Origin of the sequence: Micromonospora sp. CA-248260 (assembly GCF_050942205.1) — a bacterium.
GTDB lineage: Bacteria > Actinomycetota > Actinomycetes > Mycobacteriales > Micromonosporaceae > Micromonospora > Micromonospora antibiotica.
Genome location: NZ_CP192021.1, coordinates 6,927,709 through 6,947,269, shown reverse-complemented (window position 1 = coordinate 6,947,269; position 19,561 = coordinate 6,927,709). Strand labels below are relative to the sequence as shown.

At 69.8% G+C, this 19,561-nt stretch carries 15 protein-coding genes and 1 pseudogene; 10 read left to right on the top strand and 6 right to left on the bottom strand.

The annotated features are described in order from the left end of the window. The first annotated feature begins 31 nt into the window (after nucleotides 1-31). The 6 genes from ACQP2H_RS30220 (at nucleotide 32) to ACQP2H_RS30195 (ending at nucleotide 5,886) form a co-directional block, all read left to right on the top strand. Nucleotides 32-1,126 (top strand): DUF4314 domain-containing protein, encoded by a 1,095-nt coding sequence (locus ACQP2H_RS30220; RefSeq protein WP_433229862.1) that lies wholly within the window; start codon nucleotides 32-34, stop codon nucleotides 1,124-1,126. A gap of 104 nt (nucleotides 1,127-1,230) precedes the next feature. Further along, nucleotides 1,231-1,713, top strand: a complete 483-nt coding sequence (locus tag ACQP2H_RS30215; protein ID WP_433229859.1) for a hypothetical protein — start codon at nucleotides 1,231-1,233, stop codon at nucleotides 1,711-1,713. Between the two features lie 352 nt (nucleotides 1,714-2,065). Then, the gene (locus ACQP2H_RS30210; RefSeq protein WP_433229857.1) at nucleotides 2,066-3,223 is read left to right on the top strand and encodes an AAA family ATPase; all 1,158 of its coding nucleotides are present in this window, start codon (nucleotides 2,066-2,068) and stop codon (nucleotides 3,221-3,223) included. Between the two features lie 25 nt (nucleotides 3,224-3,248). Continuing rightward, on the top strand, nucleotides 3,249-4,886 hold the full coding sequence (locus ACQP2H_RS30205; protein WP_433229854.1) for a VWA domain-containing protein: 1,638 nt from the start codon (nucleotides 3,249-3,251) through the stop codon (nucleotides 4,884-4,886). A gap of 158 nt (nucleotides 4,887-5,044) precedes the next feature. After that, complete coding sequence (locus tag ACQP2H_RS30200; protein WP_433229851.1) at nucleotides 5,045-5,413, top strand: hypothetical protein; 369 nt, start codon at nucleotides 5,045-5,047, stop codon at nucleotides 5,411-5,413. A 14-nt stretch (nucleotides 5,414-5,427) separates the two neighbouring features. Continuing rightward, nucleotides 5,428-5,886: a DUF4262 domain-containing protein gene (locus ACQP2H_RS30195; RefSeq protein WP_363817559.1), complete on the top strand. Its 459-nt coding sequence runs from the start codon at nucleotides 5,428-5,430 to the stop codon at nucleotides 5,884-5,886. A 275-nt stretch (nucleotides 5,887-6,161) separates the two neighbouring features. Here ACQP2H_RS30195 and ACQP2H_RS30190 read toward each other — a convergent pair whose 3' ends face one another. After that, nucleotides 6,162-7,436, bottom strand: coding sequence for a hypothetical protein (locus ACQP2H_RS30190; protein ID WP_363817562.1), 1,275 nt, complete (start codon nucleotides 7,434-7,436; stop codon nucleotides 6,162-6,164). A 176-nt stretch (nucleotides 7,437-7,612) separates the two neighbouring features. Beyond that, entirely contained in the window at nucleotides 7,613-10,435 is a 2,823-nt protein-coding gene (locus tag ACQP2H_RS30185; RefSeq protein ID WP_433229848.1) for a BTAD domain-containing putative transcriptional regulator, read from the bottom strand. Nucleotides 10,436-10,565: 130 nt separating this feature from the next. Here ACQP2H_RS30185 and ACQP2H_RS30180 point away from each other — a divergent pair, with 130 nt between their 5' ends. Beyond that, nucleotides 10,566-11,267 (top strand): hypothetical protein, encoded by a 702-nt coding sequence (locus ACQP2H_RS30180; RefSeq protein WP_433229845.1) that lies wholly within the window; start codon nucleotides 10,566-10,568, stop codon nucleotides 11,265-11,267. Nucleotides 11,268-11,271: 4 nt separating this feature from the next. Here ACQP2H_RS30180 and ACQP2H_RS30175 read toward each other — a convergent pair. Then, a pseudogene (locus ACQP2H_RS30175) lies at nucleotides 11,272-11,826 on the bottom strand (transposase family protein); the annotation flags it as partial. A gap of 253 nt (nucleotides 11,827-12,079) precedes the next feature. On the opposite strand from ACQP2H_RS30175, the gene ACQP2H_RS30170 reads away from it, so the two are divergent. Next, nucleotides 12,080-12,601, top strand: coding sequence for an RNA polymerase sigma factor (locus tag ACQP2H_RS30170; protein ID WP_363818238.1), 522 nt, complete (start codon nucleotides 12,080-12,082; stop codon nucleotides 12,599-12,601). After that, on the top strand, nucleotides 12,598-13,158 hold the full coding sequence (locus tag ACQP2H_RS30165; protein WP_363817570.1) for a hypothetical protein: 561 nt from the start codon (nucleotides 12,598-12,600) through the stop codon (nucleotides 13,156-13,158). The genes ACQP2H_RS30170 and ACQP2H_RS30165 overlap by 4 nt, the downstream gene beginning before the upstream one ends. A gap of 147 nt (nucleotides 13,159-13,305) precedes the next feature. Here ACQP2H_RS30165 and ACQP2H_RS30160 read toward each other — a convergent pair whose 3' ends face one another. The 3 genes from ACQP2H_RS30160 to ACQP2H_RS30150 all read right to left on the bottom strand — a co-directional run bounded on the left by ACQP2H_RS30160 (nucleotide 13,306) and on the right by ACQP2H_RS30150 (nucleotide 16,575). Continuing rightward, entirely contained in the window at nucleotides 13,306-14,019 is a 714-nt protein-coding gene (locus tag ACQP2H_RS30160; protein WP_433229841.1) for a peptidase inhibitor family I36 protein, read from the bottom strand. A 411-nt stretch (nucleotides 14,020-14,430) separates the two neighbouring features. Beyond that, nucleotides 14,431-15,599 (bottom strand): IS3 family transposase gene (locus ACQP2H_RS30155; protein ID WP_357538599.1). Its coding sequence is split into 2 segments (ribosomal slippage): nucleotides 14,431-15,312 and nucleotides 15,315-15,599, totalling 1,167 coding nucleotides; the frame shifts between segments, so codons are not numbered across the junction. A 49-nt stretch (nucleotides 15,600-15,648) separates the two neighbouring features. Further along, nucleotides 15,649-16,575: a site-specific integrase gene (locus ACQP2H_RS30150; protein WP_433229839.1), complete on the bottom strand. Its 927-nt coding sequence runs from the start codon at nucleotides 16,573-16,575 to the stop codon at nucleotides 15,649-15,651. A gap of 245 nt (nucleotides 16,576-16,820) precedes the next feature. On the opposite strand from ACQP2H_RS30150, the gene ACQP2H_RS30145 reads away from it, so the two are divergent. Further along, nucleotides 16,821-19,508 carry an AAA family ATPase gene (locus ACQP2H_RS30145; protein ID WP_433229836.1) on the top strand — a complete coding sequence of 896 codons (2,688 nt, stop codon included), beginning with the start codon at nucleotides 16,821-16,823 and terminating at the stop codon, nucleotides 19,506-19,508. Nucleotides 19,509-19,561 lie beyond the last annotated feature (53 nt).

The following is a 19,561-nucleotide window of genomic DNA, read 5'->3' as shown; positions in this document are numbered from 1 at the left end:
TGTCCTGTCCACTCACTGATCGGAGCACACCATGAACTACCAGCCCGGCCAGCGCGTCACCCTGGTCCACACCGACGACCCCCACACCCGGCTGCGGCCCGGTGACACCGGCACCGTCCACCGTCACGACCAGCGGCACCACACCGTCGAGGTCACCTGGGACAGCGGCTCGACCCTCGCGATGTGCCTCGATACCGGCGACCGGATCGCACCGGCCACCACCACCGGGCCGTCAACCGGTGGACTGGTCGACGAGGCCACCGGATGGGCCACCGCGCTGAAGCAAATGCGCGCCGCAGGCACCGAGGCCGGACGCACCGCCGCCGAATGGTGGGCGCAGGACACCATCGGCGCCCGGGCCGGCGGTGACACCCGCCTGGCCGCGCGTCGGATCCTGGCCGGTGTCGAGGACGGCGACCCCGCCGTCCTCGACACCCTGCCCCACTTCACCTCAGCCGGAGAGTCCGTCGACACCATCGGGTGGGAGTTGTTCGCCGACGCCACCGGCGACGTCTCCGCCTGGTTCGGACTGCGTACCCCGCAGCGCGACGAGGCGATGACCGTCTACCGCGACGCCTTCGACACCGCCGTCACCGACCGCGTGGCCGAACGGTGTCGCCTCGCGGCCAGCCCCACCGGCGCCGATGTGTCCCACCTGCACCCCGATCGGGTCCGGGTCGGCGGCGTCGGTGTGTTCGCAGGCGACTGGGCGCGGATCACCGGCCCGGACGGTGACGACCGGATCGCGGTCGGGTTCGTCGGCACCCTGATCGACTTCTGGAACGGGTGGGCGGTGTTCTCCTGCACCCGCCCGGTGGCCGAGGCGATCGTCGCCGACCAGCAGCGCCACCGCGACCAGCACCGCGACAGCCTCCGCGAGCAGGGAGTGCCGGCCGACGAGCTGGACCGGCGGGTCGACGAAGCGCTGGCCGACCTGTCCTTCGACGGCGACGTCATCATCGCCGACCAACGCGCCATGGCCGACGACCCGGACGCCGTCGACCGCATCACCCCCGACGGCGACGGCCGGTACGTGGTGATGGGCCGCACCTGGTGCTGGGAGGCCGTCGACCCGTACGCCTGCGACCGGATCATCGGCGACCTGCCCGACCCCGACCAGGCATAGGCCGCGTCCCGGCCGAGCCCCGCCGCGTCGCCGAAAACCGCCCCGGCTGCGGCGGCGACACCCGACACCACCACGACAGATGAGACCAACAGAAAGGAACCCCCGTGACCATCCGTACCCAAGAGGAAATCGTCACCCGCGTCTGGGCTCTGCGGGCCAACCGCGAGGACATCTTCGGTTTCCGGGAGGAGGTGCTCGTGGAGGCCCTCGACCTCGACCACGCCCGCCAGGTCATCACCCCCCGACACTCCGAGGCGTGGACCCGGCGGGTCGACCACGAGACCTACGCCCGGGACTACCTGCGATTCGCCATCGGGAAGATCCTCGACCACCGCGGTAACTCGGCGAGCCGGTCGGTGGACAAGCTCGGCGAACTCGCCTGGCTTCTCGGCTGCGACGACATCGCGGCGACGATGGACCACGTCGGTTACCCGATGTACGGGGCGCCCAAGGTGAAGGCGTTCGCCGACGGGTTCGGCTGGCCGTTCCTCGACGACCTCGACGGCGAGACCAGGGCGGCCCTGGCCCGGATGGCCGAGGGACAGCAGTGCGACCCGCAGGGCTGCGAACGGGGCTGCGCCGACTGACCACGACCAGGCCGACAGCATCACTCCCGGCCTTCACCGTGCGCGGGTAGTCAGCCGGCGCACCCGTACTCCCGCACCCGCCACACCCATTCGACTTGATCGATCAGGGTGGCGGAGGTTCCATCGTCGGCGTCGACACCGCCCGCGCGGCCACGACACCGACCAGTACGCACCAGCGGCGACCTGACGTGTCGCCGTGACCCTTCAGCACCACCGGGGTGTGGTCGCCCACCTGCCCGGCCCGATGCGGGCCGGTAGTGGTTGGCCCCGCCCGTCTCCGCTGTGCGGTACCCACCGCCCGCGCACCCGGAGACGGGTGCGCGGGCCCAACCCCTTGAATCGAGGCAACCCCATGACCACACCACACCCGCCGGCCGGGGCACCGCAGAACGACCCGGCCCCGCCCGGCGGCGCCGGCACTCCCACCGGCGATGCGGGCTCCGGCCGGTCCGGCTACCTCTACCGCAAGGTCGCTCTGCACCTGGCCGACCACCCCGACCAGATTCTCAAGGTCGGCGAGATCACCCAGGCGATCGGCGCACCGTCGTCCGGGGCGGTGTTCGGGGCGCTGAGGAAGATGGCCGCCGCCGGGCACGCCACCCACCATCGCGACCCGCACCACCGCTTCCAGATCACCCCGGCCGGCATCGACGCCGCCGGCACCCTCCCACCCGCCGCACCCCGCACCCGCTCCAGCGGCGGTGGGCGGCAGTCGCGGCCCGCGCCGGTACCGCGACCGAACGGGACGCTGTACCACCCGCGGCGGCTCGGCAGGGGCTGGGACGTCGAGGAACTGCGACGGCTGCGCACCCAGCAGGTGCCCGTGCTGCTGTATGGGCCGCCCGGCACCGGCAAGACCGCCATGGTCGAGGCGGCGTTTCCTAACCTGCTGACCGTCGCCGGCACCGGCGACACCGTCGTCGACGACTTCCTCGGCTCCTACACCCCGATCCTCGGCGGCGGCTACGAGTTCGTCTACGGACCCCTCGTCACCGCGATGCGCCAGGGGCGGGTGCTGCTGGTCGACGACGCCACCCTCATCCCGCCCCGCGTCCTGGCCGTGCTGTACCCGGCCATGGACGGCCGCGGCGTCATCACCATCCCCGCCAACAGCAACGAGACCGTGGAAGCCGTCGACGGGTTCTACATCGTCGCCGGCCACAACCCGGGCGTACACGGCGCGGTCCTCACCGAGGCCTTGGCCTCCCGGTTCACCGTGCACTTGCACGTCACCACCGACTGGGACCTCGCCCGCCAACTCGGCGTCCCCAAACAGGTCGTGGCCGCCGCGATCGACCTCAACGCCGACCTCGCCGCCGGCAAGACGGTGTGGGCGCCGCAGCTCCGCGAGCTGCTCGGCTTCGTGAAGGTCCGCGACCACCTGGGCATGACCGCCGCCCTGGCCAACCTGGCCGGCATCGCCCCCGAAGACGCCCGCGACGACGTCACCGCCGCCCTGTCCCGACACACCGGCACCCCGATCACCGCGCTCGCCCTCGGCAAGCGCTGACCCCGTTCTGGAAGGAGCCAACCCCGTGTCACACCCCAGCACCCACCTCCGGCAGGGCGCACCGCCGCCGGCGGCCGGCGCCAGCGACTGGCACGCCTGGTCCGCGGCGTGGACCCAGCACGTCCCGCTGCTGACCGGCCGCACCGACCTCACCGTCCTGGTCGCCCCCGGCGCCGCCGGCGACGCGCCCGAGTGCTTCTACCCCGACCTCAACCGCATCGAGGTCGACGCCACCTACATCGCCGACAACCCCGGCATCACCGACCCGGCCAAGCCACGGCACAAGCGCCTCGTGCCCACCGGCTACGGGCTGCTCGTGCACGGCGCCGCGCACGCCGCGCACAGCCACTGGAACACCCCAGCCGGCACCCCGCCGATCCTCGCCGCCGTCGCCGACATGCTGGAGGAATCCCGGGCCGAAGGACGCCAACGCGCCCGCCGCCGCGGCGACCGCCGATGGCTGCGCCACGTCGTGACGACCCTCCTCGACCCCGACGACGCGGCCGTCGACGACGCGTGGCACGCCGGGCAACTCGCCGCCCTGCTCCTGGCCCGCGTCGACGCCCGCATCGTCACGAGTAAGGACGTCCGCCCCGTCCGGGCCGCCGTCACCGGCGTCCTCGGCCGCACACGCCTACGACAGCTACGCGACATCTGGCGGGAGGCGCACACCTGCGACGACACCGACGCCGACACCATGATCACCCTGGCCCGGCGGTGGTGTCAGGTCCTCGACATCGACCCCGACCAGCAGCACGACACCCCCGAACCGGACCCGGGCTTGTTCCCCGGCCGCCTCGCCGCGGCCCTCGTCGACTACCTCGCCGTCGCCGCCGGCGTCACCCCGGCCGCATACGCCGCGGCGATGCTGGCCCACCGGCACAGCCCACCAGCAGAGTGGGACCGGCGGGACCCGACCGAGCAGGAACACCGCGCGGCCCGCGACCTCGCCAACCGGCTACGACAGGCCCGCACCCGCCACCCCGAACCCGGCCGGCGGCCCTCGGCGATCCCACCCGGGCGGCTGCGCACCCGCCACGCCATCACCGCCGACGCGCAAACCGCCGCCGGGCAACTACCCACGGCCGCCCCGTGGCAGCAACGCGCCCCACTGCCACCGGAGAAACCCCGCCTGCACCTGGCGATCCTGGTCGACCTGTCCGGATCGATGGACCGCTACACGCAGGCGATGTCCTCCGCCGCGTGGATCTTCGCCCACGCCGCACACCGCGCCGACGCCACGACCACCACCATCGGCTTCGGCGACCGCACCACCGTCCTGATACCCCCACGCACCTACCCCCAGCAGGTGCTGCACATGCGCACCGACTTCGCGACCGCCACCTTCCCCGAAGCGGTCAAGGTCGCCGACCAACTCCTCGACCTGCGCCACGGCCGCACCCTGCGGATGCTCGCCGTCGTCTCCGACGGCTACCTCGACGACATCCCCGCCGGCCAACAACTCATCACCACCCTGCACCGCGCCGGCTGCGCCGTGCTGTGGCTCCACCCCGCCGACCCACCCACCGACGGCGAACCGGTCAACCCCGACGAGGTCTGGGGAAACACCTTCACCCACGCCACCACGCTGACCGTCACCGACCCGGTCGAGGCCATCACAGCGATCGCCGACGCCGCCGTCACCGCCCTCACCCAGGCCTGAACACCGCCGGTGCGTGCCCGGCCGGGCGGTGGACCAGTCCGCATCCCGCGCCGCAGCGCTGCGACATCTACGGCTGTCGCAGCGCCACGGGCCCCGCCCCGCGGCGTACCCGTCCACGGGGATCGCAAGGCCGACCACCCGACGACAAGGAATCAACGATGGACAACCCCACCCACCTACCAGAAGAACCAGATGCCGACCCGTCGGCCCGCCTCACCGTTGGCGACCCGGACCTCGGCAAAACCCGGCTGCTCGCCCGCGAGTGCGCCACCTGCATTTTCAGACCCGGCAACCCGATGCACCTCGAGTCGGGCCGCCTGAAACAGATGGTGACCGAGGCCTGCGGGAACGCCGGCTACATCATCTGCCATTCCACCCTGCCGTACGCCGGCAGCCCGATCCCACCCGCGGTCTGCCGCGGCTTCGCCGACCGCTACCGCACCTGGCAACTGCAGGTCATGCAACGGCTCTGGGGCTTCGTCGAAATCGAACCGCCCGACCGCGACTCCACCCGTACCCCCGAATGATCAGGAGACAGCACATGCCGAGCATCGACGACGTCCTCCGACGCCAGGATCACCTCATCAATACCACCGGCTGGGCCGTCACGCACGTGCTGCCCACCGAGGACGACCCTGGCACCGCCCCGTTCACCTACACCGTCGGGCTCACCGCCCACGACCATCCGGAGCTGATCGCCGCCGGGCTGTCCCCCGAGATCGCCCACAGCCTGCTCAACGAACTCGCCCGCCGGGTCTACGACAGAGCCGAACGGTTCACCCACGGCCAGCGCATCCGCGACCTCATCGCCGGCTACGACGCCATCATCATCGACGGCCCACCCACCGACGACCTGCTACCGGGGATGGCGATCGCCCGCTACGGCCGCGCTCGCGTCCGCCTGCAGCAGATGGTGTGGCCCGACCAGCAAGGCCTGTTCCCCTGGGAAGCCGGGTACAGCCTCGACTCCGAGACACAGCCGCTGATCGCCAGCCTGTAGTCGGACAATCCTGCCGGCGTCGCCTGAGCCCGGACGCCCCGCAGGCTTCCCCGGACGGGCACCGCACGCCTCGCATCGCCCTCACCCCCCGATGGCCGGGGTGACCGCACCGGGGTCGGACGCAGGCACGGTTGCCACGATACGGGTGCGGAGCGGCCTCCGTAGATCATCAGGGGTGGGCTGAGCGGGCGGCCGCCCAGCCCACCCCTGAGCTTCGAGGAGGAAGCCGGTCCCTTTTTGCGTTGTATCGCCGATGGATGTCACTTCGGCAGGCGTCACTCGTGCTGGCCGGCACGCCGCACGGGGCGGGGGTGTTGTCGCGTCCGGTCTCTTGCGATTCCCGGTCGTCGGGGGTAGTCCGCTGGCAGGTGTCGATAGACCGAACGCAGCGATTTGCCGACCTTCTCGGCAAGCAGCTCGGGGTCCATGTTCGGTTCTCTGCGCAGCCAGTAGGCCACTGCCTCTGCGGTTCCCCGAGGAGCCTCGGATTCCCCCTCACCGCCGGCGACGTCTGTACCGGTCTCGTTGCGATCTTCCGGGGGCACGGCAGCCGGTTCGTCCGGCGGTGCGGACGATGGTGGCGGAACACCGTCGTGGCGTACATCAGGCGGGTGTTGCTCGTTGTGAGGGGCGGGCTCGGGATCCCTCTCCGGCTGCGGCTCCCATCCGTCGTCCGCCGGCATGTGCGCTGCGGGCGGGGCGGAGGCGGTTGGCGGATACGCGAGGGGCTGGGCTGCCCTCGTCATCTCGGTGTAGTCGTTTCGACGGTGCCAGCGACGGCGGCGGCCAGCAGCGTTGGCCGCGACGATGCGTTCTGGGGTGAGGTCCGTGGCGAGGAGTGTGGTCAGCCCGTGGTAGTCGGCGGTGGCGGTGAGGCGGGTGGCAATCTCGTCGAGGTCGTACACGCGCACGGCGATGTCGGCGGTGGTGGGGTCCAGGGCCGCGCGGATCTTGCGGTGCAGCAGCCGGGCGATCGCGGTGTTGCGGTGTTCGCGGCTGAGCGCGGTGCGGGCTTCCTTCAGGGATTCGTAGAGGTCGAGACCGTCTGTCTTGGCGATCGCCCGGGCTCGCAGGGTGAGGGCGGGATGCCGGATCCAGTGTCCGACGATCTCGTAGGCCGGTGGTGTGGGTGGGAGGTTCCCGGTGGCGCGGAGCCGGTCGCGGCGTTGGTTGCCGGCGTGGATGAGCCAGACGAGGTATCCGAGGGCGGACATGCCGGCGTAGAAGCCGCCGAGGAGGTGGTCGGGGTGGGCGGTCCAGTTGAACGTCACCGCCGCGGCGGCGATCGCCGCCGAGAGTAGGCGGGAGGCCAGTGCCCGCTCGCCGAGCCGGCGGCGTACGTCCGCGTCGGCCATCACCACCACGCCACCGAGTTCCAGGGTGGCGACGGCGGGGACGGCGACGGCCAGCGGAATGCCGAGGGCTTGGGCGGCGCCGGTCACCTGACCGATGAGGGCCACGGCCAGGACCAGGACGTAGAACGCCTGCCGGGTCCGGGTCGCGCGCCTAATGGCTTGGAGCACCTCGGCGTCGAGGTCGTCGCGGGTCACCGGGACGGCGTGGGATGGCCGGACGTCGGCCCGCCCCTGACCGGTGACGGGTGACGTTGTGTCGCCGGACGGGGGTGTGGCGCGGAGGTCGGGACAGCCACCGGTGGCGGGTGTCGCAGGTTTGGTCAGGGTGGTGGCGGACGAACCGGCTAGGCCCTGCGGGGTGGGAGGTGACGTCATCGCTGGGGTCCGTTGCCTCGGGTCCGCGGGTGGTCTGCGGGCCGGTGGGGTGGTGGGCCGGCGGTGAGTTGGTCGGCGAGGGCGAGGGTGTCCGTGCTCGGTTCGGCGTCGATCTCGGCCAGGCGGCGGGTGAGGCTCTGGCGTAGGGCGTGGACTTCGCCGAGGTGCCCCAGGGCGGCGTGGGTCCGCATCGCCTGCTGGTACAACGGTTCGGCGTAGGGGTCGTGTCTGATGGCGGCCTGAAGGACCGTGCGGGCCTCGTCCGGGTCTGGTGTCGTGGTGGCCAGGGCCAGGTGGGCGTCGAGTGCCTGTCGGCGGATGCCTTCGCGGTGGGCTTCGATCCACTCGTAGTCGAAGCCGTCGGCGAGGGGGCCGCCGTAGGCGTCTACGGCGCGGCGCAGCGCGTCGAGTCGGTCGGCGTCATCGGTGGCGAGGGCGGCGTCGCGCAGTGCGGCGCGCATGCGCCACAGGTCTGTGTCGATGTGCTGCCGGTTGAGGGCGTACCGGTGGGTGGGGTGTGTGAGGTAGGTGCCGTGGCCGCCGGTGCGGGTGAGGGTCTTGCGCAGCGCGGAGACGTAGGTGTGCAGCCGGTGCGGCGCTTTCGCCGCGGGCGCGTCGGGGAGCAGGTCGTCGAGGATCGCGTCCTGGGTCGCTTCGCCGTCGTGCACGGTGAGGTAGACCAGCAGTTCGAGGGCCTTCGCCCGCAGCGGCATGCCGGTGTCTCTGCCCACGATCTGAGCCCCGCCGAGGATCTGTACTCCCACCTGCCCGCCACGGAGCTCCGGTTGCCCGTCGGCGGCGGGCGATGGGGCCTGCGGGAGGTTGGCGTTCGTCGGGGCCACAGGTGTCGCGACGGGCACCGGTGGGGCTTCGTCGCCGGTGGGCGGGTCGGCGTCCGCTTCCGGCCGGCTCACTGGAGGAATGGTTCGTGGTTCCTGGGTATCGGCATACTGGCTCCGCGCCGTGAACTGGTGCGGGCCGGGGTGGGTGTCGGTGAGCGTCGTGAGTAGGTCGATGGTGTCCGCGGCGGTCAGGACTGTCAGCCGGTCAAACTTCGCCAGGTCTGCCTCCTGACTCCTGTCGCTGTCGGCGGCTGTGGTGGTTCCGTCAACGTCGACGGCGAGTGTGTCGCCGTGGGGCCAGGCACCGAGCAGGACGCCCTGGATGTCGAGGTGTTGTCCCTGGGTGAGCAGCGCGGCGGTGCTGGCGCGCTCGTGCGCCTCGGTGGTGTCGGCGATGAGCAACAGCGGGGGCAGTGCTTCGGCCGACGGGTGGGCTTCATGCAGGACGGTGATGGTGTCGACCTGGTAGTCGAGGCATATCCGGGTGCGGTGCAGGATCTGCTCCTCCACCACGGTCAGCGCGTCAGAGAGATTGCTGGTGACGGTCAGGTGAGGCAGGTCCCCGACGAGGTGGGTGTGGTCCTCCAGCAGGATGGCCAGGGTCGCGGCCGGGATGACCACGTGGCCTGGCCGATCTGGCGTGCCGGTGGCGAGCGCGGACACCAGGTAACCGCGTGCCGCCGCGTACGCAGCCGGTCCGGTCAGACCACGTCCCGCCGCCGGCCACACCCCGGACGCCACCTGACCGGTAGGAGCGGGGACGGCCGCGACCACACCCGGGGATCCGTGTCGGTCGCTGCGAGACGCACTGGTCGAGACAGGGCCGGTGTCGACGAAGGGTAGGTCGGCGGAGGCCGCCGCAGAAACGGTTGTTGGTGTGGTCGGGCGGGAGGGGCGGTCGAGGGTTCCGCTGCTGGGGGCAGGGGTGGACGTGGGTGTGAGGCGGGGCAGGGCGCGGCGGATGTGGGCCAAGAGGGGCGGCAGCGGTGGCCGCTGCGGATCGTGCCCAAGGGCTCCGGGTGACGGGTCGCGCGGCGGGGTGTGGCGGTGTCCTCGGTGGGCGTAGGCGAGAGTGCCGGCGGCCAGCAGGATGGCGGCCAACGCCGCGTCGATCCATCCCCGGTCGCCGAGGGACACCCCGGGCCGGTCACAGTCGGCGGACACTTCGTCGGAGCCGGTGGCGATCGGTGTTGCCGGGGTGGTGGTCGGCGCGGTCGAAGGGCTGTTCGTGTCCGGTTGGTTCGGTGCCTTGTCCGGCGTGGTGTCAGGTGCGGGTCGCGGGGGCCTGGAGGACGGGCGTGGGGCGGGAGCGTTCGCTGGGGTGGGCAGACGCAGTTTCCAGCCGGGTTGGATGAGGTCGGGGTCGGTCAGGCTGCCGGTGGTGAACCGTGCGCCATGGTTGAGGGAGTAGATGTCCCGCCACCGGTCGGCGTCATCGAGACGGCGTGCGGCGATCGCGGACAGGGTGTCGCCCCGGCGCACCGTGACGGTTCGCCGGGACGAGGCGTCACCGTCCTGCGGCTTCGCTGAGGCATGAGCGGTCCGGGCGTCGCGGTCGCTGCTGGCAGGTGGTGGGGTGCTGTCCGGGAAGTCTGTGGCCGTGGCGGCGAGGACGGCGGGAGCCGTGCCGCTGACACCGGCGGTCACCGCGGTGGCTCCGAGCAGGGCCGCGGTCAGCCCTTGCAGTGGCCCGGGAAGACGCAAGGGGGCGACTCGGCGCAGGCGGCGGCCTACACGGTCAGGCAGGTGGGTGAGGATGGTGGTGGCGAGCAGCGCCCAGATCGCCCATCCGACGGCGATCGCGAGGATGGCGAGGAAGTTCGGTGTCAGCGGCTGGGCGATCCACGCCCGCGCCTCGTCGCCGGTTGGCCATCGCATCTGGGAGCGGCCGAGGCCGTACAGCAGGAGCGCGGGGGCACTGATGACGGCTCCGCCGGTCAGTGCCCTGCCGACGCGCGCGGTGGTCCGGAGGCCCATGATGTCCCTTCCTGCCGCCCGATGAGGTGTGCGGGGAACGCTAAGCGCGGACAGGCCGGTGGGACGGTTTCAGCGGTTCACAGAAGGTCACAGCACCTCACACGACCTTACAAACGCAGGTCAGTGGGCTGTGGGGCTCTGCCCGAACTGGGCCGTCGACCGCCGCCTCCGCGCTCTGCTCACCGGCCCGGCCGGAGTCACTCGACCGGAGCTGGAGCCGCTGCTCGACGTGTTGAAGAACGGCGACGCGACGAGTGCCATGCACTGGCTGCGCAACCCCTCACCCCAGGGCGCCCTGCTCGACCTCGCCGCCGGCCATGGAGCGGTCACCCACGAGATCCTCGACCGGATGCAGCCCTACGGCACCGTCCAGCTGATCCGCGCCGCCCTCGTCACCGCCGGCGCCTTGCCGCCCCGCGACGAACAACTCGCCCGGCTGGAGGACCAGGTCCTGCGGATCGCCGCCCGGGTCAGCGACCCAGGGGACCGGCGGACCGTCCGCAGCTTCGCGACCTGGCACCACCTTCGCCGGCTACGGTGCCGGAAGCAGCCGGCCTCCTACGAGCAGATCAACAGCGCCCGGACCGAGATCAGGGCCGCCGCCGAACTGGTCAACTGGCTCCGGCAGCACGGCACCACCCTCGCCGGCTGCCGTCAGCACGACATCGACGAATGGCTGACCGGCACGGCCTGGCTGCGCGTCTTGGCCCAGACCTTCCTGGCCTGGGCCGTCCGCAACCGGCACGCACAGAAGGTCTCTGTAGCGGGACAGGCCCAGCCGCTCACCGGGTCGTCCTTGACGCCGACCGTGTCGACGGCCTTGATCATGTGACGCTGCGGTACGGGATGACCACTTCGGGGTTGCCTCGGTAAGCGCCGTCGGCCATGATGAGCCTCCCGGTGAGTTTCTGGTTGATGCCGGAGGTGCTGTAGACAATGGTGTCGTTGCGGTTGCCGGGCTGTGGATCGCCGAGGGCCACGACGAGGCGGGTGTGGGCGTCAATGGCGACCTGCAGGTTCGTGCTGTAGCGGTAGTCCTTGCTCGGCGCGGCCAGGCGGTGATCCCTGGTCGGGACGAGAGTGCCGTCGACGATGGTGATCTGCTCGACCCGACGCCGTCGTCCCGGGGTGAGGGCGAGTAGGGGCCGAGGGTGTCGATGACCCCGTGGGCGGCGGAGTGCGACACTCCGAACAGTGGTCCGATCTGCCGCATCGTCAGGTTCGTGCGCCAGTACGCGGCGACTAGCAAAACCCGGTCGGCGAGGTCGACCGTCAACGATCGCGTCACCACCACGCTCGGCGACCAACCTGACCAGCCTAAGGAACTAGACGGGCTGCAGCCCGGTGAACGGGAAGATCCACTCCTGGTAGGCCGCCGAGATCACCTGCACCCCGACATGATCCACCATGGACCGCCCACCGAGTTACGAGACGTCTTTTAGGTAGACCTGCATCTGTCAGTCGCCAAAGCCGGGCGAGTTGACTGGTTGGCGGGGCAGCCCTGCCGTCAGCGGTATGGCGGAGGCCCTTGGAAAAGTTCCCCGGGATCGGTAAGGAATTCGTCGTGGGGCGACAAGTACGGATGTGACAGCACCAACTCGCGATTCGGAGCGGGCCGCCGCCGACCGGCAGCGGTTGACCGATATGTTCCGGCGGCATGGGGATGCGGTCCTGGCCTACGCCAGTTACCGGCTGGGCGTCCATGACGCCCAGGACCTCGTGGCCGAGGTGTTCGTGGTGGCATGGCGGAGGCTGGGAACGGTCAGGGACGGCCAGGAACGGCCCTGGCTGTTTGGGGTGGCCCGGCGGCTGGTCCTGCAACACCAGCGCCTGCGCGGAGGCGACGTGGCCCTGCAGGCACGGCTGCATGCCCAGCCCACTCCAGGTGAGGGCGACCGTCTGGGGCCGGAGGCCGCGCAGCGAACCGATGTGCTCCGGGCCTTAGCGGTCCTGGCCGAGGGCGACCGGGAGGTGCTGCTGCTGCGGTACTGGTACGACTTCAGCGGCGGCGAGGCGGCCCGAGTGCTGGGTTGCTCCACAGCAACCCTGGCCGTACGGCTACACCGGGCCCGCCGGCGATTCCAGGCCGCCTACGAGCGGGAACCAGCGGACACACCGGCGCCGTCCACGACCAGTCTGACGGCCTACACGAGGGGGCTCCAGTGAAGCGGTACGACACCGAACAGTCGATCCGGGAGGCGCGTCCCGACCATCCGTCTGGTTTCACCACAAGTGTGCAAGGAGAAGCGATGCTCGCAGCAGTCCTCGACACCACGCGGCAGCCCGCACAACGCTCCCGCCGACGGGCGTTGGGGATCGCCGGCGCAGTGGCGGCAGGCGTGCTGTTCACTGGTGGTGCAACCGCCGCGATCGGCGGTTACGACGCGCCCACCGCTCCCCGGGAGGCCCTCCCTGCGAATGGGGAGGCCTTCATGTGCGCCACGGCTGGGCTGCAGCGCATGGGTGATACTGCTGCCTCCGCCGACGCGTCCCCCCTGGATGCCTGCCGTAGAGCGTGGAGCGAACTCTTCGACGACGAGGCCCCCCGCCACCTGTACCCCTGCGTGAAGGCGATGGACGATAGCCCCTCCCCTGAGGCCAGCGCATCTCCGTCGACACATAGGTGGAATGGAATGCTATACGTCCTCGACGGAGACCAGTTCGCCAACGCACCCCAAACCTGCGGAGCGGTCGGGATGATGGTGGCCCCGATCGCCGAATGACAGCCCGCAGCCCGGGAGAAGGCGAGCCTTCTCCCGGGCTGCGGGCTGTCATTCGGGCTGCGTGGTCCTCCGGGCTACGGGCCCGTGCCATGGTCGAGCGGGCCGGGTGCGCCCGCGCTACCGGCACTGGCTGCGTGGTCCTTCAGGCTACGGCCAGTTCGGCTTCCACGGCGACGGCACCGCGCCGCACACGTGGACACCGTCGATTATGTCGTTCGGGCTACCGGAGCCGCCGTCCTCCCGTGTGTCCAGCGCGAGATTCGAGCGGTAGTTGCCGGATGCCACGGTGACTACCTTACTCCAGGAATTCGACCCGTTGTGGTTATAGAAGTATGAGGTGGTGCCGGACGACTGCTGGTTGGTGATGGAGGAGATGCGATCGTTCCAGTAACCACCGCCCGGGTAGGCGACGTTCCCGAGGTTCCATTCCCGGCCGCACGTGGTGAAGACAAGTTCCTCACCCCCGTACTGGCGGTTGGTGTAGACGCACACGTAGTAGATGTTGCAGCTCGCCAGCGCGGTGATTGGAGAGTCGGCCTGCCTCGCGCCGTCCTTTACCGGACTACGGAAGTTCATGAGGAGCCCGGGTGCGATCTCGATGGTCGTCGCGCTGATCTGGCGGGCGCCGGAAGTCCTGCGGAGGACGTCTTCGATGCCCTTCTGCAACTGCTCCTTCGTCGGAGCTACGGTCGCGTTCTTCCAGTCGTATGTGTTGGCCGTTGGCGAAGAGGATGAAGGCGACGGGGATACCCCTCCCTCGGTTGACGCCGCCGCAGAGTGAGGTACAGACATCAGGACAGCAGAGACCGAGGCGAGGGTGGCCAGCATGACCCGGCTGAGGGACGACTTACCGAGAAGCAACAGATTCTCCTTGCTAGAAGAAAGACACCGGACGCTAAGGACGATCCAGCCAGATCAGGGCTGCTGAATCGCCGACCCAGACTTTCATCCGTTTTTGTGACATACGAATAAAGCCAGTGAGCCCCCATTCCATACTCCTATTTACACCCCTACAATGTCAGTTCTCCAGCTGAAGAATGTCCTGAATTTCTATCACGAGAACGACCACCGCCGCCGCCCCAACAGCACCCCTAGGCAACAGACTGACCCCATAGGGTGATGGAACATACGTACTTAACACCCATTTCGGGAATTAGTTTCCAGCTAAAACTACGCTACGTGGCCAAATTGAAACATATCTTTAATATCGATGCGCGTCGCATAGTCACGTGTTATTGAAGGGTCTGCTGCACCGATAGGTGACAGGTGTAGTCACGCGGCCTGACTGGCCGGTGGGGTCATGATGGTCTCGTACTCGATGGGGGTCAACCGGGACAGGGATCGTTGGCGTCGGCGGCGGTGGTAGGTCCGCTCGATCCAGGTCACGATCGCGGTCCTCAACTGCTGCCGGGTGGTCCAGGTTCGCCGGTCGAGGACGTTGTTCTGGAGCAGGCCGAAGAAGGATTCCATGGCGGCGTTGTCGCCGGCGGCGCCGACCCTGCCCATCGACCCGATCATGTGGTGCTGGTTGAGGGCGTGGACGAATTTCCGGCTTCGGAATTGCGACCCGCGGTCGGTGTGCAGCACGCAGCCGGCCACGTCACCACGGCGGGCTACGGCGTTGTGCAGGGCGTTGACGGCCAGCCTCGACTTCATCCGTGAGTCGATGGAGTAGCCGACGATCCGGTGGGACCACACGTCCTTGATCGCGCACAGGTAGAGCTTGCCCTCGCCGGTGCGGTGCTCGGTGATGTCGGCCAGCCACAACCGGTTCGGGCCGTCCGTGGTGAAGTTGCGGCGCACCAGATCGTCGTGCACCGGCGGACCGACCCTGCCGCCCTTGCCCCGACGCTTCTTTTTGCTGAACGCGCTCCGCCAGCCCATGCCAGAGCAGATTCTCCAGGCGGTGCGCTCGACCATCGGCTGGCCGGCAGCGCGGGCCTCATCGGCCAGGAACCGGTAGCCGAACTCCGGGTCGTCGCGATGTGCGTCGAACAACGCGTCCGCCCGGTACGCCGCAGCCAGTTCAGCGTCGCCGACGGGCTGGGCGAGCCACCGGTAGTAGGGCTGACGAGCGATGTTCAATACCCGGCACGTCACCGCGACGGGGATCCCGTCGGCGGCCAGCTCGCTCACGAGCGGGTAGAGCCTTTTCCCGGCAGATTCGCCTGCGACAGGTAGGCCGCGGCCCGACGCAGGACCTCGTTCTCCTGCTCGAGGAGCTTGATCCGCTTACGGGCCTCCCGCAGCTCGGCCGACTCGCCGCCGCTGACACCCGGTCTGGTTCCGGCGTCAACGTCAGCCTGGCGCATCCACTTGAACAACGTCATCGGGTGGACTCCGAAGTCCTTCGCGATCTGCTCGACGGTCACGCCCGGATCACGGTCACGGGCCACCCGCACGACGTCATCGCGGAACTCACGAGGGTAGGGCTTGGGCACAGCAACATCCTTCCAGCTCACCGTCAGGGCAAGCCATCTCAGATGTCACCTATCGGTGCAGCAGACCCGTTAGGGGTTCGAGTCCCTTCGGGCGCACAAGATCATGAGGGGTCTGACCTGCCGAAACGGCGGTCAGACCCTTCTTGCTTTTCGGCCTGTGTGGATGGTGGGTGTCACGTGGGTGCGATGTGGGTGCCACCCTTGATTTTGAGTTCTTCTCGCGCTTTGCGGTTCTGGCCTGTGGCTTCGCCGCCGTGCCGGGGGCGCTGGGGATCGGAGCGCCTGTTTTCGGTCGGCGGGTGGGTCGATTCTCTCGGGCTTTGTTCTTGATCTTTTTCCGGGTGCGGCGGGCTGCGGCGAGGACGAGGTGGGCGGTGGCGTCGGCACAGTGCCGTTGTACGTCGGGTAGGACGCTGGTGTAGGTGTCGGCGGTGATCACGATGCTGGAGTGGCCGAGCAGATCTTGGAGGGTCTTCAGGTCGGCGCCGGCCTGGTGGGCGAGGGACGCGGCGCCGTGGCGCAGGTCGTGCAGCCGTACCGGGGGCAGTCCGGCGCGTTGGACGAGTTTGCGGAACCGGGTCGTGGCGTAGTTCGGGTTGATCGGCAGGCCGTCGGCGCGGGTGAACACATACGCGGTGTCGGTCCATGCCTTGCCGTTCTCGGCGGCTGCGGTCTTCTGGTCGAGTTGGCGGCGACGGTGTCCGCGCAGGACCTGGACGGTGCGTTTGTCGAGGGCGACGGCGCGGCGGCCGGCGGGGGTCTTGGGGTCGCCTTCGACGATGGTGTAACCGGCGGTGGTGCGGTTGCGTTCGATGGTGAGCACGCCCTGGTCGAGGTCGACGTCGGCCCACCGCAGCCCGCACATCTCGCCGCGGCGCAGGCCGCACAGAGCCGTGAGCCACCAGAATGCGAACAGTGAGTCGTCGGTCACGCCGCCGAGGAACTCGGCGAGTTGGTCGGCGGTCCAGACCGCCACCGGTGGCCGGTCGCCGGTGCGTTCCCATTGTTCGACGCGGGCGTCGGTCCATACCTTCGCATGGGGTTGCTGGTAGCCGCTGACCTCGATGTGTCGGGCGGGGTTGCCGTCGATCAGCCCCTCGCGGACGGCGAGGTTGAGCGCGGCGCGCAGCGTGGTGCGCAGGTCATGCCGCCCGCGCCGAATATTGATCGGCGTGGCCGGCGTTAAGGTTGCGACGAGGACGACATCGGGATGGGGTGTGAATGCGATTCGTCGCTCGGCAGTCGGAGTTGCGCGGGCTCGGCGCGCTCGCGGCGGCCGCGGCGGGTGGGCGCGGAGGTGCGACGCTTATCGTCGGCGAGGCGGGCATCGGCAAGTCGACTCTTGTCCAGGCCGCGGTCGAGTCGCTCGACGGCTGGCGGGTGCTGCGCGCGAGCGGCGTCGAGTTCGAAAGTGAGCTGCCCTACGCGGCGCTGCACCACCTCTGTGCTCCGGTACTGGAGTACCGCCGCGAGCTCCCGGCGCCTCAGCGGCTCGCACTGGAGACGGTGTTCGGGCTCGGCGCAGGTGCCGCACCGAGTCCCATGCTGGTCGGCCTGGCTGTACTGAGCCTTCTGGGCGCTGCGGCGCAGGACGTTGCGGTGTGTTGCGTGCTCGATGACTCGCAGTGGAGTGATGAAGCGTCGCGGCAGGCGCTGGCGTTCGTCGCGCGCCGTGTCGGTGCCGATCGGGTCGCAATGGTGTTCGTCGCGCGGGAAGTCGCTTCTGTCCCGGAGCTCGATCGTCTTCCTCGGCTCGCCGTTGCCGGACTTGCGGCCAGCGAAGCCCTTGACCTGCTGCGATTGTCAGCGTTATCCAATCTGGACGGCCCGGTACTGGAACGGATTGTCGCCGAGGCGGGTAGCAATCCGCTCGCGCTGGTGGAGTTCGCTCGGGACGCGGATCCGTTGGGTCTGCCGAACGTGGTGACCGGTGGCGTGCAAGGCGCGTTGGAGGCGCAGTTCACCCGTCGGATCCTGCGGTTGCCGGAGCGGACCCGGTTGGTTTCGGTGCTCGCTGCGGCGGAACCCTTGGGCGACATCATGTTGCTACGCCGCGCCATGACGGTTCTCGGGCTGGAAGCTGCCGATCTCACTCCGGTTGTGGAGGAGGGCCTGGTGGTCGCCGGTCCCCGCTTGTACTTCCGGCATCCATTGGCTCGTTCGGCGGTGTACCGGTCGGCCGATGCCCGGACACGCCGGCAGGTACACGCGGCGCTGGCCGAGGCGACCAGTGCCGATACGGATGCGGACCGTCGCACGTGGCACCGAGCCAACGCGGTCGCCGTTCCTGACGAGTCGATAGCGGCGGAGTTGGAGCGGTCGGCTGTGCGCGCGCACGAACGTGGGGGCTTCGCCGGGGCATCGGCGTTCTTGGAACGCTCCGCTCAGCTGACGCCGGACGCTTCGCGGCGGGCAGGTCGGTTGTTGTCGGCCGCTCGAGCGCGGTTGCAGTCCGGGGCGCCCGAAGCCGCGCGGGAACTGGTGAATCAGGCGCGGCTCGGCCGGCCTGGAACGGCTGACAGCGCTGAGCTGCGCCTCCTGGATGCGATGATCGACTACCACGTGTCCCGCAGTATCCCGGCGACGCTCGCACTTGCCGACGCGGCCGAGGGTCTCGATCCCGACCGAGCCCGCGAAACCTACCTGGAGGCGTTCGCCTCCCTGATGTTCAGCATCGATGAGCCTGGCCGGCTGCGCCGTCTCGCCCTACGCATCCAGGAGCGGCTACCGCGACGGCGTCCGCCCCGCGCCGTTGACCTTCTACTTGACGCCCTGCTTGCCCAGAACCTGCTGCCCGTCGACGAGGCGGCACCCGCGATGCGCCGCGCGGTCGAGGCGTTTCAGGATCAGACCCGGGGGTTTGATGCGAATCCGTGGTGGATGGAGCGCGCCTGCGTGCTGAGCGCCGACCTCTGCGACGAGGTCGCGATGGAGCAGCTGACCGACCGTCAGGTCGAACTTGCCCGGGCACAGGGAGCCTATGCGATTCTGCCGCATGCGCTGCGTTTTCAGGCGGCCGCCAGGGTCATGGTCGGCCGGATTGATGATGCGGCCGCCAGCATCATCGAGGCACGCGCGGTCGACGAGGCGGCAGGCACGACCAATCTCCTCGGCTCGGACCTGACACTCGCCGCCTGGCGTGGTGACACTGAACGGTTCCGCGAGGTTCGGGAGGCGTTGCGCGACTGGGCCGGTGTGGAGTTCACCGCTGTCTTCTACGCGACCGGCGTGCTGCACAACGGGCTCGGCGGCTACGAGGACGCGCTCGACGCGTTGCTGGTCGCGCGAGATCGGCAGGAGCATGGTTCGTACGTCGTCTCCGCGTTCCACAGTGAACTCGTCGAGGCCGCCGTGCGTGCCCGCCGGCCGGAGGAGGGCAAGGTCTCAGCCGCCTGGCTTGAGGATCTCGCGCGTGCCAGCCCCACCTCGTGGGCGGTCGGCGCGCACCTGCTCGCGCGAGCGCTGCTCGAACCGGGCCTGGGCGCTCACGAGCTGTACGTTGGCGCGATCGACCGGTTCGCCCAAACCCGGGTACGTGGGCACTACGCGCGGGCTCGCCTGCTGCATGGGGAGTGGCTACGCAGCGTGGGCCGTCGTGCCGAGGCGCGGGTGGAGCTGCGTGCCGCGCACGAGTTGCTGAAGACGGTCGGCGCGCGGGCCTTCGCCGACCGGGCCGCGCGGGAGCTGGCGGCCATCGGTGAGCATCCGGGGGCGGACGAGACCGACCCGCTCAACGCACTGACGGAGCGGGAGCTGCTTGTCGCTCGCAGGGTCGCGTCCGGGGCGGGCACCAAGGAGGTGGCCGCGCTGCTGTTCGTCAGTCCTCGCACGGTCGATGCCCACCTGCGCAACATCTATCGAAAGCTGGAGATAACGTCGCGACGCCAGCTCCGGGAGCTTCAGCTGTAGCGGAGACGGCTGGCCCCGCCACCGGGGGCCGGTGGCGGGGCATCGGGGGTTTT